The sequence below is a fragment of the Nocardia aobensis NBRC 100429 genome (genome assembly GCF_000308375.1).
Lineage (GTDB): Bacteria > Actinomycetota > Actinomycetes > Mycobacteriales > Mycobacteriaceae > Nocardia > Nocardia aobensis.
Genome location: NZ_BAFQ01000050.1, coordinates 1 through 15,427, shown reverse-complemented (window position 1 = coordinate 15,427; position 15,427 = coordinate 1). Strand labels below are relative to the sequence as shown.

The window sequence follows — 15,427 nt, the reverse complement described above, 5'->3', positions numbered from 1 at the left end:
CGCACCGACAGGTCTACGCCGGCTCAGTTCACGAATTCGTGGTCGGTGCGCACCCTCCCGTCGGGGTCGAAAGTCAGCACCTCGAGTCCGGCGCCGGCGACCGTGCCGTCCGCGCGTGCGCGCATCACCCAGGTCAGCGCCACGGCGGACCCGGCGTGCCGAACCGGCTCGCCCTCGGCTTCGAAGAAGTGCTCACCATCGGCGACGAACATCTCGTACGCCCGGGTGACGCGGGCGAACATCGCGTCGTAGCCGCGGACCTCGACCGCCGGGGCGGACACTCCGTACTGGCGGGCGGTATCGCGGATGCCCTCGGGCGGGTTGACCAGGATCTGATAGCCGTCCTCGGCCCAGACCTCGCGGATCAGCTCGCGGCGCCGGTCGGCATCGGGCTCGTTCCACTGGCCGATCCAGCGGTCGAGCAGATTCTTCAGTTCGATATCGGTGGGTTCGTAGCTCATGCCGCCGAGTCTGTCCGTCGGCGCGCACTCGCGCGATTCCCCACAGGGTATGGCGAAGCGCCCCGTCGGGGCCGACGATGATCCCATGACGACAGTCGCGCGACCGGGCCCCTTCGCACAGGAACTGCGACGCTGGCGAGGGCTGCGGCGGTGGAGCCAGCTCGATCTGGCCATCCGCGCCGACACCACGCAGCGCCATCTCAGTTATCTCGAACAGGGCCGTTCCCGGCCGGGTCGCGCCATCGTGCTACGGCTGGCCGAATCGCTGGAACTGTCGCTGCGCGAACGCAATGCGCTGCTGGCGACGGCCGGCTTCACACCCGCCTACGACGAATCCGGCGTCGACGCACCGCACTTGGCTCCGGTACGCGAGGCCCTGCGCACGATCCTGTCCGGCCATATGCCCTATCCGGCGCTGATCGCAGACCGCTATGGAAGCCTGATCGAGGCGAACGCCGCGTTCGACGTCTTCACCGACGGCTGCGCGCCCGAACTGCTCACCGCGCCGATCAATGTGCGCCGCTTGGCATTACATCCGGACGGCCTGGCGCCGCGGGTGGTCAACTTCGCCGAATGGGGCCGGCATGTCACCGAATCCATGCGGGCGCGCAACCGCACGTCACCGGATCCGCGCGCCGAGGAACTGGTCGCCGAATTCGAGAGCTATCTCCCGGAGACCGACCCCGGACCCGGCTACCTCGGCTTCGCGGTGCCGCTGCGACTGCGCAGCGAGGCCGGTGAATTGCGATTGATCACCACGCTCACCTCGTTCGCCACCGCCACCGACGTCTCGCTGGCGGAACTGCACCTCGAGGCCTTCCTGCCCGCCGACGAGCCCACCGCCGAAGTGCTCCGGCAGCGCGCCGGATGACCCGTCGCCGACGATCGGCGGGCGTCGGAGACTATTGCACCGGTTCGAAATCCACGCGGCCGTCTTCGGTCACCGCATAGATGCCCGAGGCCAGATCCAGCGCGACCACGGTGCGCGCCGCGGCCTCGGCGATATGAATGCGCGGCGGATCGGGCCGGTCCGCGTTCTCGGGATAGTAGGTTCCGGGACCGTAGAACTGGCCGTAGCGCAGGACGACGCCGCGGACGCCGAGCACCGCGTCCTCCAGGAACTGCTTGGCGGCCTGTCCCTCTCCGGTCATCTCCCACGCGACACTCTGGGCGAGAAAGCGTTTCGCGCCCGCCGCCTGTGCCGCGGCGAGCAGGTTGGCGGTGCCCTCGCGGCGCATCCGCGAATTCGCCGCCCGGCCGGCGGGCAGATCGGCGGGATCGTCGGGCAGGTCGGTGAGCTGATGCATCACCAGATCGGGCGCGAAATCGCGCACCGCCTGTTCCAGCGCCGCCGCGTCGTAGACATCGCACACGACGGGCCGGGCGCCGAAGCCGGTCAGCATCGACGCCTTCGACTCCGAGCGCGTCAGCCCGGCGACCTCGAATCCGGCCGAGACCAGCAGGGGTGTCAGTCTGGCGCCCAGTACTCCGGTAGCGCCCGCCACAAAGATCCGCACGACGGATCACGATAACCGCCCGGCGTCGGTCGGCCGGTTCGACACTCTTGACCGACCCTGGCCGTTGACCTACTGTCTACGTACACAAATAGTAGATATGGGGACCCAGAACCTGTCCCCACCCTCGAACGTCACGCCGTCTCGCGCGGGGCGCGAGCGACGGGGTACCCCTCATCGGCCCCGGTCGTCGCCGCCCACCGGCAGCCCGCCCCTCGGCGGTCGCGCGCGTCGCTCGTGACGATCCACCCCCGGGACGGCGCCGGCACGCCACCCCCGGGGGTGCTCGTCGTATGTACCCCACGACCCATCACGCAATGAAGACTCTTGCCGACGCCATACTCGCAGACGTATATTCGTAGACGAGTAAGGAGGTGCGGGCGATGCCAAAGAAGCGAAAGGTCGCCAACCTGCTGGCCCTGGCGGTCCTGGCGACGCTGATCGAACGTCCCATGCACCGGTACGAGATCGCGGCCCAGATGCGCGAACGCGGCAAGGACCGCGATATGGACATCAAATGGGGGTCGCTCTACACGGTCGTACAGAACCTCGAGAAGCACGGGTTCGTCGAGGTCATCGGCAGCGAACGCGACGGCGCCCGGCCCGAGCGGACGATCTACCGGCTCACCGACGCCGGCCGCGCCGAGGCCGAGGACTGGATCCGCGAACTGATCTCGACCCCCGAACCCGAACCGCATCGGTTCGTGGCCGGCCTGTCCGTGGTGGCCCTGCTGCCGCCGGACGAGGTGATCCCGCTGCTCGACGAACGCACCCGGCTGCTCGCCGCGGAGATCGCCGTGCGGCGCCGCGAAATCGAAGAGCAGACGCAATTTCTGCCCCGGCTCTTCCTGGTCGAGGCCGAATTCGGCGTGGCGATGCTCGAGGCCGAGGCGGCGTGGGTCGCCGGACTGCGCACCGAACTCGCCGCCGGCACATTCCCCGATATCGATTTCTGGCGGCGTGCCCACTCGGAGCAGATTCCGCCCGCCGAGATCGCCGCGATGGTGGAAGGAGGGACGTTCCGACAGCCGACCGCCGACTGAAATCCAGGACGAAAAACCACGATACGAACCGGGCCCGGCGAAGTGCGGCAACACCGCGCCGAGCCCGATCCACCTACCTCTCGAACCGCATTCACGCAGGCGAACCCAGCCCGAGTATGGCAACTTCAGGATAACTGGGCGGCGCGTGCGCGGATCGGATCGGGTTCATCCACTCGAGGAGAATTCCCATGTCCGCAGTTACATCCGCCCTCGTCATCGGGGGCGGCGTCGCCGGCCCCGTCGCCGCCACCGCCCTGCGCGCGGCCGGGATCGAGGCCACCGTCTACGAGGCCTATCCGGGACCGGCCTACAACATCGGCAGCGCCCTGGGGTTCGCCCCCAACGGCCTGGCGGCCCTGGACGTCATCGGCGCCGGCGATGCCGTGCGCGCGATCGCACTGCCGATCCGTCGCATGGTGATGTCGTTGGGCCACAAGGACATCGAGTTGCCCACCGCCGCCGGCCTGGAACCGCTGCACGCGATCGATCGCAGCGATCTGCACCAGGTGCTGCACGATCACGCCGTCGAGGCCGGTGTGGCCGTCGAATATTCCAAGCGCCTGGTCGGCGTCGAGGAACATCGTGACGGTGTGACCGCTCGGTTCGCCGATGGATCCACCGCCACCGCCGACATCGTCGTCGGCGCCGACGGCATCAAATCGCGCGTGCGCACGCTCATCGATCCGAACGCCCCGGGGGCCGACTACACCGGCATGCTCGGGTTCGGCGCCTACACCGAATGCTCGGCTCCGGTCCCCCCGGAGACCATGGTGTTCGCCTACGGACGCAACGCCTACTACCTGTACTGGCCCATGCCGGACGGCCGGATCGCCTGGGGCGCGAATCTGCCGCAGAAGCAATATCTTTCGCTGACCGAGGCTCGCGAGGTTCCGGCCGAACAGTGGTTGCGGACACTGCGCGAGGTCTACGCCGAGGACACCCCCGGCGCCGAGCTGGTGCGCAACACGCCGCCGGAAGAGCTGGTCGTCACCGGCGGCCTGCACATCATGCCGCCGGTGCCGCACTGGTATCGCGACCGTATGGTCCTGGTCGGCGACGCGGTGCACGCGCCGTCCAACAGCACCGGCCAGGGAGCGTCGCTGGCCATCGAGAGCGCCGTGCAGCTGGCTCGATGCCTGCGCGATTTCGATTCGCCGGCAACCGCTTTCGCCGCCTACGAACGGATCCGCCGTCCCCGGGTGGAGAAGGTCGCGGCCCGCGGCGCCAAGATCAACCAGTCGAAGACCGTCGGCCCGGTGATGCGCCGGATGATGCCGCTGGTCATGCCGCTGGCGACCAAACTCTTCAAGATGGAAGAGGTCATGGCGCGCGAGCAGAGCTACACCATCGACTGGGACGCACCGGTCGACGAGCGCGCCGAACTCGCCGTCGCGTGAGCGTATCGCCGTGTAGTTCAGAATAATCGGACGCGGTGCTGCGGCCGGCGGTGAATCACACCGTCAGCCGCAGCGCCTCCGGTCGTTCCACTTCCTCCAGCAGTTTCGCCGCGATGTTGTCCAGCGCCCGGTCGAAGAGTGCGCGATCATCCGGGTCGGCGCAATCCCAATCGTCGAGATAGCGGCACAGCCACTTGCGCCAGGCGGCGAGAATGCGGTCGTACTCCGCCTGGCCACTCGCGGTCAATTCCATTCGGTCGCCGTCCACTTCGATGTATCCGGATCGTACGGCCTTGTCGTACACCGGTTCCAGCACTTCCGGCGGCATCCAGTGCGCACGGGCCACGGCTGCCAGATCTGCCGATCCACGGGCGCGCTGCAACATCTTCACCTGCCCGATGGCCCAGGCCTGATCCCGGCCGAGCGGACTGTCGGCGGCCGCCAGGATCCGCGGATCGGGCAGCTCGTCGTCGCGCAGTCTGCGCAGCACGTTCGCCAGTGAATGTTCCAGGCGGACAGCGCGATCCGGGGAATCGGGCACGGAGAAGCCGCCGCCCACATCGGCCGCCTCCGCACGGACGCTGTCGCGCAGCGGCACCTGTTTGAGGAACCACGCCACGACGAAGCCGACCACGGCCACCGGCACCACCCAGCGGAAGACGTAATCGATGGTGTCGGCATAGGCGTCGATGATCGGAATCGCCTGCGCGTACGGAAGCTGGTGCAGCAGTTGCGGACTCTGCGCCACCGCGGGCGGCACCCCGGGCACCTCGGTGAGCGCCTGACGCAGATTCGGTTCCAGCTGATTGCTGTAGAGCGTGCCGAAGATCGCGGTGCCGAAAGTCGATCCGACGGTCCGGAAGAAGGTGACACCCGAGGTGGCGGTGCCCAGGTCCTGGTACGGGACGGTGTTCTGCACGACGATCGTGAGCACCTGCATCGCCAGGCCGATACCCAGACCCAGGATCAGCATGTACAGCGATTGCAGCCAGAAGCCCGTGGTCCGGCCCATGGTCGACATCAGATAGAGCCCCACCGCCATGACCGCGGTACCGGCGACCGGGAAGTACTTGTAGTAGCCGGTCCGGCCGACCACCTGCCCGGAGATGATCGAGGTGGTGAACAGGCCGACCACCAACGGCAACGTGCGCAGTCCGGAGGCAGTGGCCGACACACCGTTGACGTACTGCAGATAGGCCGGCAGATAGGTCATCGCGCCGAGCATCGCGAACCCCACGATGAAGCTGAGGATCGAGCAGACGGTGAAGACGTTGCTGCGGAACAGATGCATCGGCAGCATCGGCTCGGCCGCGCGTGTCTCGACGAAGACGAACGCGGCCAGCAGCACCACCGCGGCCGCGAACAGTCCGATGATCGTCGCCGAACCCCACGGATATTCCTGACCACCCCATTCCAGTCCCAGGATCAGACAGCTGACACCGATCGCGACCAGCGCGATGCCGGCATAGTCGACCACCGGCCGCACCGCCGCGCGGATCGACGGAATCGCCCGCGCCGCAACGGCGATCATCAGAATCGCCAGCGGCACGTTCACGTAGAAGCACCAGCGCCAGCTGGCATGGTCGGTGAACAGCCCGCCCAGCGTCGGGCCGACCACGGTGGTGATGCCGAAGACCGCGCCCAGCGCACCCTGATATTTGCCCCGGTCACGCAGCGGGATCACATCGGCGATCAGCGCCATCGAGGTCACCATCAGCCCGCCCGCGCCGACGCCCTGGATACCGCGCGCGACGATCAGCAACGTCATGCCGTGGGCGAGCCCCGCCACCATGGAGCCGATGATGAAGATCAGGCCACTGAGCTGGAAGATCAGTTTGCGGCCGAACAGGTCACCGAATTTGCCGGCCAGCGCGGTGGCGACCGCCTCGGCCAGCAGATATGCCGTCACCACCCAGGCCATATGCCCGGCGCCGCCCAGATCGGCGACGATGGTGGGCAACGCCGTCGACACGATGGTCTGATCCAACGCGGCCATCAACATCCCCAGCACCACGGTGATGAAGACGACGTTGGCGCGGGTATGACTCACGGGTGCGGGCGATTCGGCGACTGCGGCAACACCGGACATTAGCTCAGTATGTGCCCTGAGCCCGATTCGGTCGGCGCAACACGGCAATAGGCCAGCTCGCTCGCCGACACCGCAAATCTCCGGCACTCAAATCGAGTGCGCGGAGACCACGATCGATACCCTGAGGACACTGTGACACAACCCTACCGCCGGAACTTACTCTGGAGTAAGGTCAGGCGGTGAGGATGCGACGAGGCTCCTTCCCCAACGGTAAACAGTGAGGTCTCACCATGGCGTGGAATCCCAGCGAGATCCCGGCGCAGCACGGACGCACGTTCGTGATCACCGGGGCCAACGGCGGTATCGGCAAGCACACCACCCGGGCCCTGGCCGCCAAGGGGGCGACCGTGATCATGGCCTGCCGCAATACCTCGACCGCACAGCAGGTCGCCGAGGGTATCGAGGGAGACGTCCGGGTATCCGCACTGGATCTGGCCGACCTCGCATCGATTCGCGAATTCGCCGAGCGCACCGGGGAATTCGATGTGCTGATCAACAACGCGGGACTGATGAACATCCCCTTCTCGCGCACCGCGGACGGGTTCGAAACCCAGTGGGGGGTCAACCATCTCGGGCACTTCGCGCTGACCGGACTGCTGCTGGACCGCATCGGCGACCGGGTGATCAGCCTCGCCAGCATCGCGCACCGGCAGACCCCGAAGCTGTGGATCGACGACCTCAACTACGAGAACCGCCGCTACCAGCGCAACCTCGCCTACGCCCAGTCGAAGTTGTCGAATCTGATGTTCGCCCGGGAACTACAGCGACGCCTGGCCGAATCGGGATCAGCCATCCGGTCCTACGCCGTACATCCCGGTGTCTCGCCCACCGATCTGTTCACCCGCACCGAGACCCCGCTCGACAAGGTCGCCAAACCCTTCATCGCCCTGGCCGGCCACTCGCCGCGCAAGGCCGCCGAGTCGAGCCTGTTCGCGGCCACCGTGCCGGACGCCGATCCGAACACCTACTGGGGGCCGACGCTGCTGTTCGGTTCGCGCGGTCCGGTCCGGCCGTCGCCGTCGAGCGCGCTGTCGAAGAACACCGATCTGCAGCGGCGGCTGTGGGAGGAATCCGAGCGGCTGACCGGCGTCACCTACAAATTCTGACCAGCGGTGATCGCCGGGCACCTCACACTACGGGCCGTGTAGTAGACCGGGTACCGTGGTACGCGTGTCCGCACCACATCGTCGCCCGGCTCTGATCATCTTGGTGGTCGTGGCCGCGCTGGCCTGCCTGGGGCTGGGCTGGTGGCAGTGGGGACGGTTCGAATCCTCGTCCGGAACCGCGCAGAACCTCGGCTACGCGCTGCAATGGCCGCTGTTCGCCGGATTCGTGGTCTTCGCCTACTTCCGGTTCGTGCGACTCGAGCGCGATACCGCCGCCCAGCACACCGAGGCACCGGAGACCACCGAGCCATCGAGCCCGGCCGAATCCGCGACCCCGGCCCGGCGGAGGATCGAACGGGCTGCCCCGCGCGAGATCCCGGCCGGGATCCTGCCGGAACGGCCGACCGCCGCCCGCGACGATGACCCGGTGCTGGCCGAATACAACAAATATCTTGCCGATCTGCACGCACAGGATGTGCGCGAGCGGATGCACGCCGTGGGGCTCGACGGCCCCGACACCGAGAGGAGAGCCGGTTGAGCGCCGACCACCCCACCACCCCGGCCGCCACCACCACACCGGCACCGGCCGCCACGCCGGCCCCCGCGGCCCGCGACACCGGCCGCATCCGCTCGGCGCTGACCCGCTACCGCGTGCTCGCCTACATCACCGGTGTCTGGCTGCTGCTGTTGTGCGCGGAGATGGTGTACAAGTACCTGCTGCTCGACGACAGCAGCAAGGCGCCGCACTGGCTCTTCTACGTCGGCCAGATCCACGGCATCTTCTACATGCTGTACCTGGTGTTCACCATCGACCTGGGCATCAAGACGCGGTGGAAGCCGCTCACGCTGGTGATCACCGCCCTGGCCGGCACCATCCCGTTCCTGTCCTTCGTCTGCGAGCACTACCGCACCCGGCAAATCCGCCTCTCCGGGGTTTTGGGCCAGACCTAGGCGCGGGGAGACGCGCGTTGGCGGCTGGCGGTCAGGCCGGTAGCCAGTCAGCCCGTACCCGGTGAGTTACCCATGTGCTCACCAAATCAGCCGTAACTGAGATTTGTTCGAACGGATTCCCGCGCACGCGGTCAGGGTTGCGCGGGAGTCATGTTTCAGGACTTCGCCAGGTCGGCCAGTGCGGGTAGCAGGGCGCGCAAGGCCCGGCCGCGGTGTGATGCGGCGTCCTTGTCCGCCGGGGTGAGCTGGGCCGCCGAGACCGTTCCGCCGTCCGGGACGAACAGCGGGTCGTAGCCGAAACCGCCGTCGCCGACCGGCTTTCGCGCGATCGTGCCCGGCCATTCGCCGATCGTGACGACCTCGCGGCCGTCGGCGACCAGGGCGCAGGCCGAGACGAAGCGGGCGCCGCGGCGGTCGTCGGGGACGTCACCCAGCTGGGCGAGCAGCAGGTCGTTGTTCGCCGCATCGTCACCGTGGCGACCCGACCAGCGCGCGGACAGCACGCCGGGCATACCGTTGAGGGCGTCGACGGCGAGGCCGGAATCGTCTGCCACACAAGGCAATCCGGTCGCCGCCGCGCCGTCGCGCGCCTTGGCGAGAGCGTTCTCCTCGAAGGTCGCGCCCGTTTCCGGGGCCTCCGGGAACGGCGGCACCTCGTCCAGGCCGACGATCTCGAGACCCGCGACTCCCGCCTCGTCGAGGATGCGGCGCAATTCGCCGAGCTTCTTGGCGTTGCGGCTGGCCACCAGTACCCGGCGCGCCATTACTTCCTCTTCTCGCCCGGCTCGGGCAGCTGCCCCGGATACGGCAGCGCGAGCGCCTGCTTCTGCACCTCGAACAGCTGCTCGCAGCCGGCCAGTGCCGAATCCAGCAGCTTGTCCAGGGTGGAGCGCGGGAAGGTGGCGCCCTCGCCGGTGCCCTGGATCTCGACCAGGGTGCCGGTGTCGGTCGCGACCACGTTCATATCGACCTCGGCGCGCGAATCCTCCTCGTACGGCAGGTCCAGGCGCACCCGCCCGTCGACCACGCCGACGCTGACCGCGGCGATCATGCACGAGATCGGCTGCGGGTCGGCCAGGCGGCCGGCGGCGCCCAGGTAGGTGATCGCGTCCGACAGCGCCACGTAGGCGCCGGTGATCGCGGCGGTGCGGGTGCCGCCGTCGGCCTGCAGGACGTCGCAGTCGAGGGCGATGGTGTTCTCGCCGATCGCGGCCAGGTCGATGCACGCCCGCAGCGACCGGCCGACCAGACGGCTGATTTCCTGGGTGCGCCCGCCGACCCTGCCCTTCACCGACTCGCGCCCGCTGCGGGTGTGGGTGGCGGCCGGTAGCATCGCGTATTCGGCTGTGAGCCAGCCCAATCCGGAATCACGCCGCCACGGGGGCACCCCCTCGGTGACGCTCGCGGTGCACATCACCCGCGTCTGACCGAATTCGACCAGTACCGAACCCGCCGGATGCGTGGTGAATCCCCGGGTGATCCTTACCTCGCGGAGTTCGTCGTCCGCTCTGCCATCGGCTCGTCTAGACACAACGCCAGCCTAAGGGATGGGTACGACGCCTCCGCCCCGGCGGGGTGGGTGCTCAGATTTCGATGACCTCACCCGGCGAGACCGCGTGCACGGGACCGCTGAACTGCTCCTTGGCCTCCGCGATGACGTCCTCGCGCGAGGTCCACGGCGGAATGTGGGTGAGCAGCAGTTCGCCGACACCCGCACGGGCGGCGATCATTCCGGCCTCGGTACCCGAAAGGTGAATGCCCGGTGGGCGATTGGCCGGATCGTGGGTCCACGAGGCCTCCGAGAGCAGCACGTCGGCGCCCTCCGCGAGTTCGAACACCGCGGGGCACAAGGCGGTATCACCGGTGTAGACCAGGGTGCGGCCGGCGGCGGTGGTGATGCGCAGGCCGTAGGACTCCGGCGGGTGGTACATCCGGCGGGCGACCACCGTATGGCCGGGACCGAAACGCACCTCGGCGCCCTCCTGCCAGGGGCGCATATCGATCACGTCGGACCAGTCGTCGCATTCGCCGCCGATCTCGGCCGAGGCGTTACCGATCCGCAGCGCCGAATCCGAGGGACCCTGCACGATGGCCTTCCCCGTCGGCGGGTTCGGGTGATATCGCCGCCACACCAGCAATCCGGGCAGGTCCAGGCAGTGATCGGCGTGCAGATGGGTGAGGAAGATGTCGACCTCGCCAGGGTCCAGGTAGCGCTGCAACGCGCCCAGCACGCCGGGACCGAAATCGATCACGGTGGGGGTCATATCCGGACCGGTCAGCAAATAGCCCGACGCAGGGGAATCCGGGCCGGACACACTGCCCGAACACCCGAGGACGGTGAGTCGCATTCCCCCATGCTGCCACGCTGCATTCTCACTCAACTGGGGATCCCCCAAATCGCCGGCCGAGTGCCGCAGTCACCCCGACGATGCGAGGCGGCCGGCACTCTCCTCGCGACGATGACGACGTTCATTCGATGAGAGTACCCAGCCGGCCAGCAGTCCACCCAACGCACCGAAAAGATGTCCTTGCCAAGAGATTCCGGCCTGGCCGGGCAGCACACCCCACAGAATCGAGCCGTACACCAACCCCACGACGACACCCACCAGGATCTGCCACAGGTGGCGGGTGAACAGGCCGCGCGAGATCAGATAGGTGAGCCAGCCGAACACCAGCACCGAGGCGCCGATGTGCACCGAACCACTCGCCCCGGTGAGCCAGGTGCCGACCCCCGCCACGACCCAGACGATCGCGGTGGCGGCCAGTCCGCGACCGATCCCGGTGAGCAGCGTCAGCAGGCCCAGCACGATCACCGGCAGGGTGTTGCCGATCAGATGCGCCCAGTTCGCGTGCAGTACGGGAGCGAAGACGATGCCCTCCAGCCCCGCGGCCGTCCGGGGTCGCACCCCCGCACCGTCGAGGTCGTGATGCGAGACGGTGTCGACGCCCTCGACCGCGTACAACAACGCCACGAACGTGAGAGTCATCGCAATTGCCCGCTGCCACAACAACTTCAGCGCGGCGGTACGTCCGGGCTCCGACGCCGACGCCGGCGCCGAGGAGGTGGGCCGGGGCGACGGAAACTGCGAACCGGACGGTACGGAACCAGCGGGCGTTCCCGCGGACTTCTGCAGTTCGGCCCGCAGCGCGGCAATCCGATCCGGGTCGAACGACGGACCCATCTGCTCGGCCACCGCCATCACCTCCTCGCGAGACCGGCCGTCCGGTCGCTCGCCCTCAACGGTACCGCTGCGGCCAGGACCGGCACTCGGCCGCGGGACGACCGGCCCGCCGGAAGCACTAGGCCCAGAGCTGACCTTCGAGACGTTCCTCGGCTTCCTCCAGCGTGCCGTCGTACGCGCCGGTCGACAGGTATTTCCAGCCGCCGTCGGCCACCACGAACGCGATATCGGCCCGCTTACCCGCGCGCAACGCCTTGTTGCCCACCCCGAGGGCGGCGTGCAGGATCGCGCCGGTGGAGATACCGGCGAAAATGCCTTCCTCCAGCACCAGCTCCCGCGTGCGCCGTACCGCGTCGTAGGGCCCCACCGAGAACCGCGAGGTCAGCACCGATTCGTCGTAGAGTTCCGGAATGAAGCCCTCATCGATGTTGCGCAGCCCGTAGACCAGTTCGCCGTAGCGCGGCTCGGCGGCCACGATATCGATCTCCGCGACGTTCTCCCGCAGGTAGCGGCCGGTCCCCATCAGGGTCCCGGTGGTGCCGAGCCCAGCGACGAAGTGGGTGATCTCCGGCAGGTCCGCCAAGATCTCCGGGCCGGTGCCCTGATAGTGCGCATCGGCATTGGCCGGATTACCGTACTGGTACAGCATCACCCAGTCGGGATGTTCGGCGGCGATCTGCTTGGCCTTCGCGACGGCCTGGTTGGAGCCGCCGGCGGCCGGGGAGTCGATGATCTCGGCGCCGAACATGGTCAGCAACTGCCGCCGCTCGACCGAGGTGTTCTCCGGCATCACACAGACCAGGCGATACCCCTTGAGTTTGGCGGCCATGGCCAGCGAGATGCCGGTGTTGCCACTGGTCGGCTCCAGGATCGTGCAGCCGGGCCGCAGCGTGCCGTCGGTCTCGGCCTGCTCGATCATGCGCAGGGCCGGACGGTCCTTGATCGACCCGGTCGGGTTGCGGTCCTCCAGTTTGGCCCACAACCGGACGTGGTCGTCACCATCCCATCGGGGCGACAGCGTCTTCAGACCCACCAGCGGGGTGTTGCCGAGGGTCTCGATCAGCGATTCGTAGCGTGCCACGGAAATCAGCGGCCGAGCGCGCCGCCGGCGACGGTGCTGTCCAGGCCGCCTCCGGCGACGGCAGGCAGGATGGTCACCGAGCCGTCGGCCGGAACCTCGGCCTCCAGCCCACCGGCGAAGCGCACGTCCTCGTCGTCGACGTAGATGTTGACGTAGCGGTTGAGCTTGCCGTCGGACAGCAGGCGCTGCTCGAGTCCGGGGTAGTTGGCCTCGAGGTCGCCGATCACCTCGGCGAGGGTGGAACCGGTCGCCTGGACCCGCTTCTCACCTCCGGTGAGGGTGCGCATGATGGTCGGGATGGACACGGTTACCGACATGGGTGCTCCTGTTTCTTCTGGTCGCCTGGTTCGCGGACGCGTCGGGCTCAGGCCGGGGGGTACTCGGTCACGATCTTGACCGGTTCCTCGGTGACCACACCGTCGAGGATCCGGTAGCTGCGCAGTTCGTGCTCCTGCGGGTCGCGGGTGGACACCAGCACGTAGTGGGCGTTGGGCTCGGAGGCGTACGAGATGTCCGTCCGGCTGGGATAGGCCTCCGTGGCGGTGTGCGAGTGGTAGATCACCACCGGCTCCTCGTCACGGTCGTCCATCTCCCGCCAGACCCGCAACTGCTCGCCGGAGTCGAACCGGTAGAAGGTGGGCGAGCGCTCGGCGTTGACCATGGCCACGAAACGCTCGGGGCGGTCGGAGCCCTCGGCGCCGGCGATCACACCGCAGGCCTCGTCGGGATGATCGGCGCGGGCGTGCGCCACCATCGCATCCACGAGATCGGCCCTGATCACCAGCACAGTTCGAATCCTTCCGCTCACGCCCGCGACGCGCCCGGCCCGCGCGGGTCGTATCGCTGCCGTCAACGGCCGAGGATATTCGGCTATTCCCACCCACCGCACGGGCGGGCCTGATATAGCGCATCACACGGCACGGAATGCCTCGATCGGGGCAGGCCGGGGCTCAGCCGAACAACTCGCGGTAGGTCGGGATGCCGGCCACCGGGTTCGCCCGCAGGATCGCGTCCACGATCGCCCGCTCCACACAGACCGCGGCCGCGGTGCACAGTTCGTCGAGCAGCAACAGATCCGCCGGAAACGCGGGTGGCAGTGGAATATTCGACTCCGCGGTGATCGTGCCGGTGGCCAGCGCGAACAGCGTGTCGCCGTCGAGCGGGGAATGGGCGGGCCGGATCGCCCGAGCCAGCCCGTCGTGCGCGGTGACCGCGAGCCGGCGACAGCCCGCCGGATCCAGCGCGGCATCGGTGGCGACGACACCGATGGTGGTGTTGAGCACCGTCCCCTTCACCGGCAGCGCATTGGCACGGGCCAGGGCTTCGGCGGTGGCCGGTGCCAGACCGAAATGCTCCGGTCCGTCGGTACCCGCACCCCACGGCAGGCCGGTACGCGGATCGAATACCGAACCCACCGGATTGGCGACCACCAGCGCCCCGACGGTGTGGCCGGCGGCCGGTCCCGCGGTGAAACGCACACTGGCCGTACCGATTCCGCCCTTGATGGAACCGGCCCGCGCACCGACGCCGGCCCCCACACTGCCACGCTCGAAAGTCTCGCTCGCCGATCGCGTTGCGCGATAACCGAATTCCGGGGTCGGCCGGATACCCCACGCTCCCACCGGGAGATCGAAGATCACCGCGCCGGAAACGATCGGCACCACCCGCGAGGGATCGGCCGGATCCATCGGAATGCCCTCGCCGTCCTCCTCCAGCCGGCGCATCACCCCGTCGGCGGCCGCCAGCCCGTAGGCGCTGCCGCCGGTGAGCAGCACCGCGTTCACCTGCCGCACCGTCTGTCCGGGATCGAGCAGATCGGTCTCACGGGTGCCCGGTCCCCCGCCCCGCACATCGACCGACGCGGTGGCTCCGCCCGGCACGCGCACCACGGTGCAGCCGGTCGCGGCGCCGGAGCCGAGCGTCGCGTCCGGATCGAGTTCGTGGTGGTGGCCGACGAGCACACCCGCCACATCGGTGATCGAATCCCGAGGTCCCGGCACCGAAGTCACATGTCCTCCTGCAGAGGTGGGCCTGCGCGAGCGCGCGCGGAGTCAGGGAGCGAGGGCGTGCAGCAGCGAATCCTGCATCCAGGTGAGCCAGTGGTAGACGTCCAGGTGCGGGGCGCGCGGATCATCGGGATCGAGCTGGTCGGGCGTGTCGGCGTCGATGCCCAGTGCGGTGCCCAGCGCCAGCCGCACGTCGTTGAGGGCGTTCAGCCAGGCGTCGGCCTGTTCGGGGGTGAGCACGATCTTGCCGCCGCGCTCGGGCAGGGTTTCCAGGACCACCGTGCCGGCGGCCACCTTCGCGTCGATGATCTCGGGTTCGTGCAGACTGCGCAGGGCGCTGTTGAGATCGGCGCGGTCGGCGTCCGGAGAACCGGGTTCCTTGCGATGGAAGTCGGGCAGCAGCCGCGCCAGTCGCGGATCGTCCGGGGGAACGCTGTTGCCGGTGCGAAGTCCGGTCAGCTCCGCGAGATCGTCCTCGGGGGTGGATCGGGCCCGATCGGTGAGCAGTCCGGTTACCGCCCCCACCAGCGAACGCAGGACGTCCGCCTCCCGGGGGTCCATCTCCGACCGCAGCTTGAGCCCGCTCAGCGAGTTCTT

18 protein-coding genes are annotated in these 15,427 nt (G+C 68.3%); 6 read left to right on the top strand and 12 right to left on the bottom strand.

Annotated elements, in window-relative coordinates; translation table 11 throughout:
* Positions 1-23: 23 nt before the first annotated feature.
* Positions 24-461 carry a hypothetical protein gene (locus tag RJ03_RS06130; RefSeq protein WP_036498707.1) on the bottom strand — a complete coding sequence of 146 codons (438 nt, stop codon included), beginning with the start codon at positions 459-461 and terminating at the stop codon, positions 24-26.
* Between the two features lie 85 nt (positions 462-546).
* Here RJ03_RS06130 and RJ03_RS06125 point away from each other — a divergent pair, with 85 nt between their 5' ends.
* Positions 547-1,332 (top strand): helix-turn-helix domain-containing protein, encoded by a 786-nt coding sequence (locus RJ03_RS06125; RefSeq protein WP_036498770.1) that lies wholly within the window; start codon positions 547-549, stop codon positions 1,330-1,332.
* A 31-nt stretch (positions 1,333-1,363) separates the two neighbouring features.
* Here RJ03_RS06125 and RJ03_RS06120 read toward each other — a convergent pair whose 3' ends face one another.
* On the bottom strand, positions 1,364-1,978 hold the full coding sequence (locus RJ03_RS06120) for an NAD-dependent epimerase/dehydratase family protein (RefSeq protein WP_036498705.1): 615 nt from the start codon (positions 1,976-1,978) through the stop codon (positions 1,364-1,366).
* Between the two features lie 380 nt (positions 1,979-2,358).
* Between RJ03_RS06120 and RJ03_RS06115 the strand changes: the two genes are divergently transcribed.
* Together RJ03_RS06115 and RJ03_RS06110 are read left to right on the top strand one after the other, a co-directional pair.
* On the top strand, positions 2,359-3,018 hold the full coding sequence (locus tag RJ03_RS06115) for a PadR family transcriptional regulator (protein ID WP_036498701.1): 660 nt from the start codon (positions 2,359-2,361) through the stop codon (positions 3,016-3,018).
* Positions 3,019-3,206: 188 nt separating this feature from the next.
* Positions 3,207-4,415, top strand: coding sequence for an FAD-dependent oxidoreductase (locus RJ03_RS06110; RefSeq protein ID WP_036498699.1), 1,209 nt, complete (start codon positions 3,207-3,209; stop codon positions 4,413-4,415).
* A 55-nt stretch (positions 4,416-4,470) separates the two neighbouring features.
* Here the strand turns inward: RJ03_RS06110 and RJ03_RS06105 are convergent, their stop codons facing one another.
* A complete protein-coding gene (locus RJ03_RS06105; RefSeq protein WP_036498696.1) occupies positions 4,471-6,504 on the bottom strand; it encodes an MDR family MFS transporter in 2,034 nt (677 codons plus the stop codon).
* A 230-nt stretch (positions 6,505-6,734) separates the two neighbouring features.
* Between RJ03_RS06105 and RJ03_RS06100 the strand changes: the two genes are divergently transcribed.
* Genes RJ03_RS06100 through RJ03_RS06090 form a run of 3 tightly spaced genes read left to right on the top strand, consistent with a single transcriptional unit; the run spans position 6,735 to position 8,561 of the window.
* Entirely contained in the window at positions 6,735-7,610 is an 876-nt protein-coding gene (locus tag RJ03_RS06100) for an oxidoreductase (RefSeq protein ID WP_036498692.1), read from the top strand.
* Positions 7,611-7,665: 55 nt separating this feature from the next.
* On the top strand, positions 7,666-8,148 hold the full coding sequence (locus RJ03_RS06095; protein WP_063820341.1) for a hypothetical protein: 483 nt from the start codon (positions 7,666-7,668) through the stop codon (positions 8,146-8,148).
* On the top strand, positions 8,145-8,561 hold the full coding sequence (locus tag RJ03_RS06090; RefSeq protein WP_036498686.1) for a DUF3817 domain-containing protein: 417 nt from the start codon (positions 8,145-8,147) through the stop codon (positions 8,559-8,561). Before RJ03_RS06095 ends, RJ03_RS06090 begins: the two co-directional genes overlap by 4 nt.
* A 155-nt stretch (positions 8,562-8,716) precedes the next feature.
* Here RJ03_RS06090 and RJ03_RS06085 read toward each other — a convergent pair whose 3' ends face one another.
* The 9 genes from RJ03_RS06085 to aosR form a co-directional block, all read right to left on the bottom strand.
* The gene (locus tag RJ03_RS06085; RefSeq protein ID WP_036498681.1) at positions 8,717-9,325 is read right to left on the bottom strand and encodes a non-canonical purine NTP pyrophosphatase; all 609 of its coding nucleotides are present in this window, start codon (positions 9,323-9,325) and stop codon (positions 8,717-8,719) included.
* Positions 9,325-10,092, bottom strand: a complete 768-nt coding sequence (gene rph / locus RJ03_RS06080) for a ribonuclease PH (RefSeq protein WP_036498678.1) — start codon at positions 10,090-10,092, stop codon at positions 9,325-9,327. The genes RJ03_RS06085 and rph overlap by 1 nt, the downstream gene beginning before the upstream one ends.
* Before the next feature lie 52 nt (positions 10,093-10,144).
* Positions 10,145-10,909, bottom strand: a complete 765-nt coding sequence (locus RJ03_RS06075) for a cyclic nucleotide-degrading phosphodiesterase (protein ID WP_036498675.1) — start codon at positions 10,907-10,909, stop codon at positions 10,145-10,147.
* Between the two features lie 69 nt (positions 10,910-10,978).
* Positions 10,979-11,761 carry a rhomboid family intramembrane serine protease gene (locus RJ03_RS06070; RefSeq protein ID WP_036498673.1) on the bottom strand — a complete coding sequence of 261 codons (783 nt, stop codon included), beginning with the start codon at positions 11,759-11,761 and terminating at the stop codon, positions 10,979-10,981.
* A 100-nt stretch (positions 11,762-11,861) separates the two neighbouring features.
* Complete coding sequence (locus tag RJ03_RS06065; protein ID WP_036498670.1) at positions 11,862-12,824, bottom strand: cysteine synthase; 963 nt, start codon at positions 12,822-12,824, stop codon at positions 11,862-11,864.
* 5 nt (positions 12,825-12,829) lie between these two features.
* A complete protein-coding gene (locus tag RJ03_RS06060) occupies positions 12,830-13,141 on the bottom strand; it encodes a MoaD/ThiS family protein (RefSeq protein WP_051024368.1) in 312 nt (103 codons plus the stop codon).
* Positions 13,142-13,188: 47 nt separating this feature from the next.
* Complete coding sequence (locus RJ03_RS06055; protein WP_036498668.1) at positions 13,189-13,611, bottom strand: M67 family metallopeptidase; 423 nt, start codon at positions 13,609-13,611, stop codon at positions 13,189-13,191.
* A 163-nt stretch (positions 13,612-13,774) separates the two neighbouring features.
* The gene (locus RJ03_RS06050; RefSeq protein WP_036498667.1) at positions 13,775-14,833 is read right to left on the bottom strand and encodes a P1 family peptidase; all 1,059 of its coding nucleotides are present in this window, start codon (positions 14,831-14,833) and stop codon (positions 13,775-13,777) included.
* A 42-nt stretch (positions 14,834-14,875) separates the two neighbouring features.
* A partial coding sequence (aosR, locus tag RJ03_RS06045; RefSeq protein WP_174372266.1) for an oxidative stress transcriptional regulator AosR occupies positions 14,876-15,427 on the bottom strand: 552 nt, incomplete at its 5' end.

What these genes read in the sequence shown, in the direction of transcription:
- RJ03_RS06130 (WP_036498707.1), bottom strand. Translation starts at nt 461, where the DNA reads ATGAGCTACGAACCCACCGATATCGAACTGAAGAATCTGCTCGACCGC.
- RJ03_RS06125 (WP_036498770.1), top strand. Translation starts at nt 547, where the DNA reads ATGACGACAGTCGCGCGACCGGGCCCCTTCGCACAGGAACTGCGACGC.
- RJ03_RS06115 (WP_036498701.1), top strand. Translation starts at nt 2,359, where the DNA reads ATGCCAAAGAAGCGAAAGGTCGCCAACCTGCTGGCCCTGGCGGTCCTG.
- RJ03_RS06110 (WP_036498699.1), top strand. Translation starts at nt 3,207, where the DNA reads ATGTCCGCAGTTACATCCGCCCTCGTCATCGGGGGCGGCGTCGCCGGC.
- RJ03_RS06105 (WP_036498696.1), bottom strand. Translation starts at nt 6,504, where the DNA reads ATGTCCGGTGTTGCCGCAGTCGCCGAATCGCCCGCACCCGTGAGTCAT.
- RJ03_RS06100 (WP_036498692.1), top strand. Translation starts at nt 6,735, where the DNA reads ATGGCGTGGAATCCCAGCGAGATCCCGGCGCAGCACGGACGCACGTTC.
- RJ03_RS06085 (WP_036498681.1), bottom strand. Translation starts at nt 9,325, where the DNA reads ATGGCGCGCCGGGTACTGGTGGCCAGCCGCAACGCCAAGAAGCTCGGC.
- RJ03_RS06075 (WP_036498675.1), bottom strand. Translation starts at nt 10,909, where the DNA reads ATGCGACTCACCGTCCTCGGGTGTTCGGGCAGTGTGTCCGGCCCGGAT.
- RJ03_RS06070 (WP_036498673.1), bottom strand. Translation starts at nt 11,761, where the DNA reads ATGGCGGTGGCCGAGCAGATGGGTCCGTCGTTCGACCCGGATCGGATT.
- RJ03_RS06060 (WP_051024368.1), bottom strand. Translation starts at nt 13,141, where the DNA reads ATGTCGGTAACCGTGTCCATCCCGACCATCATGCGCACCCTCACCGGA.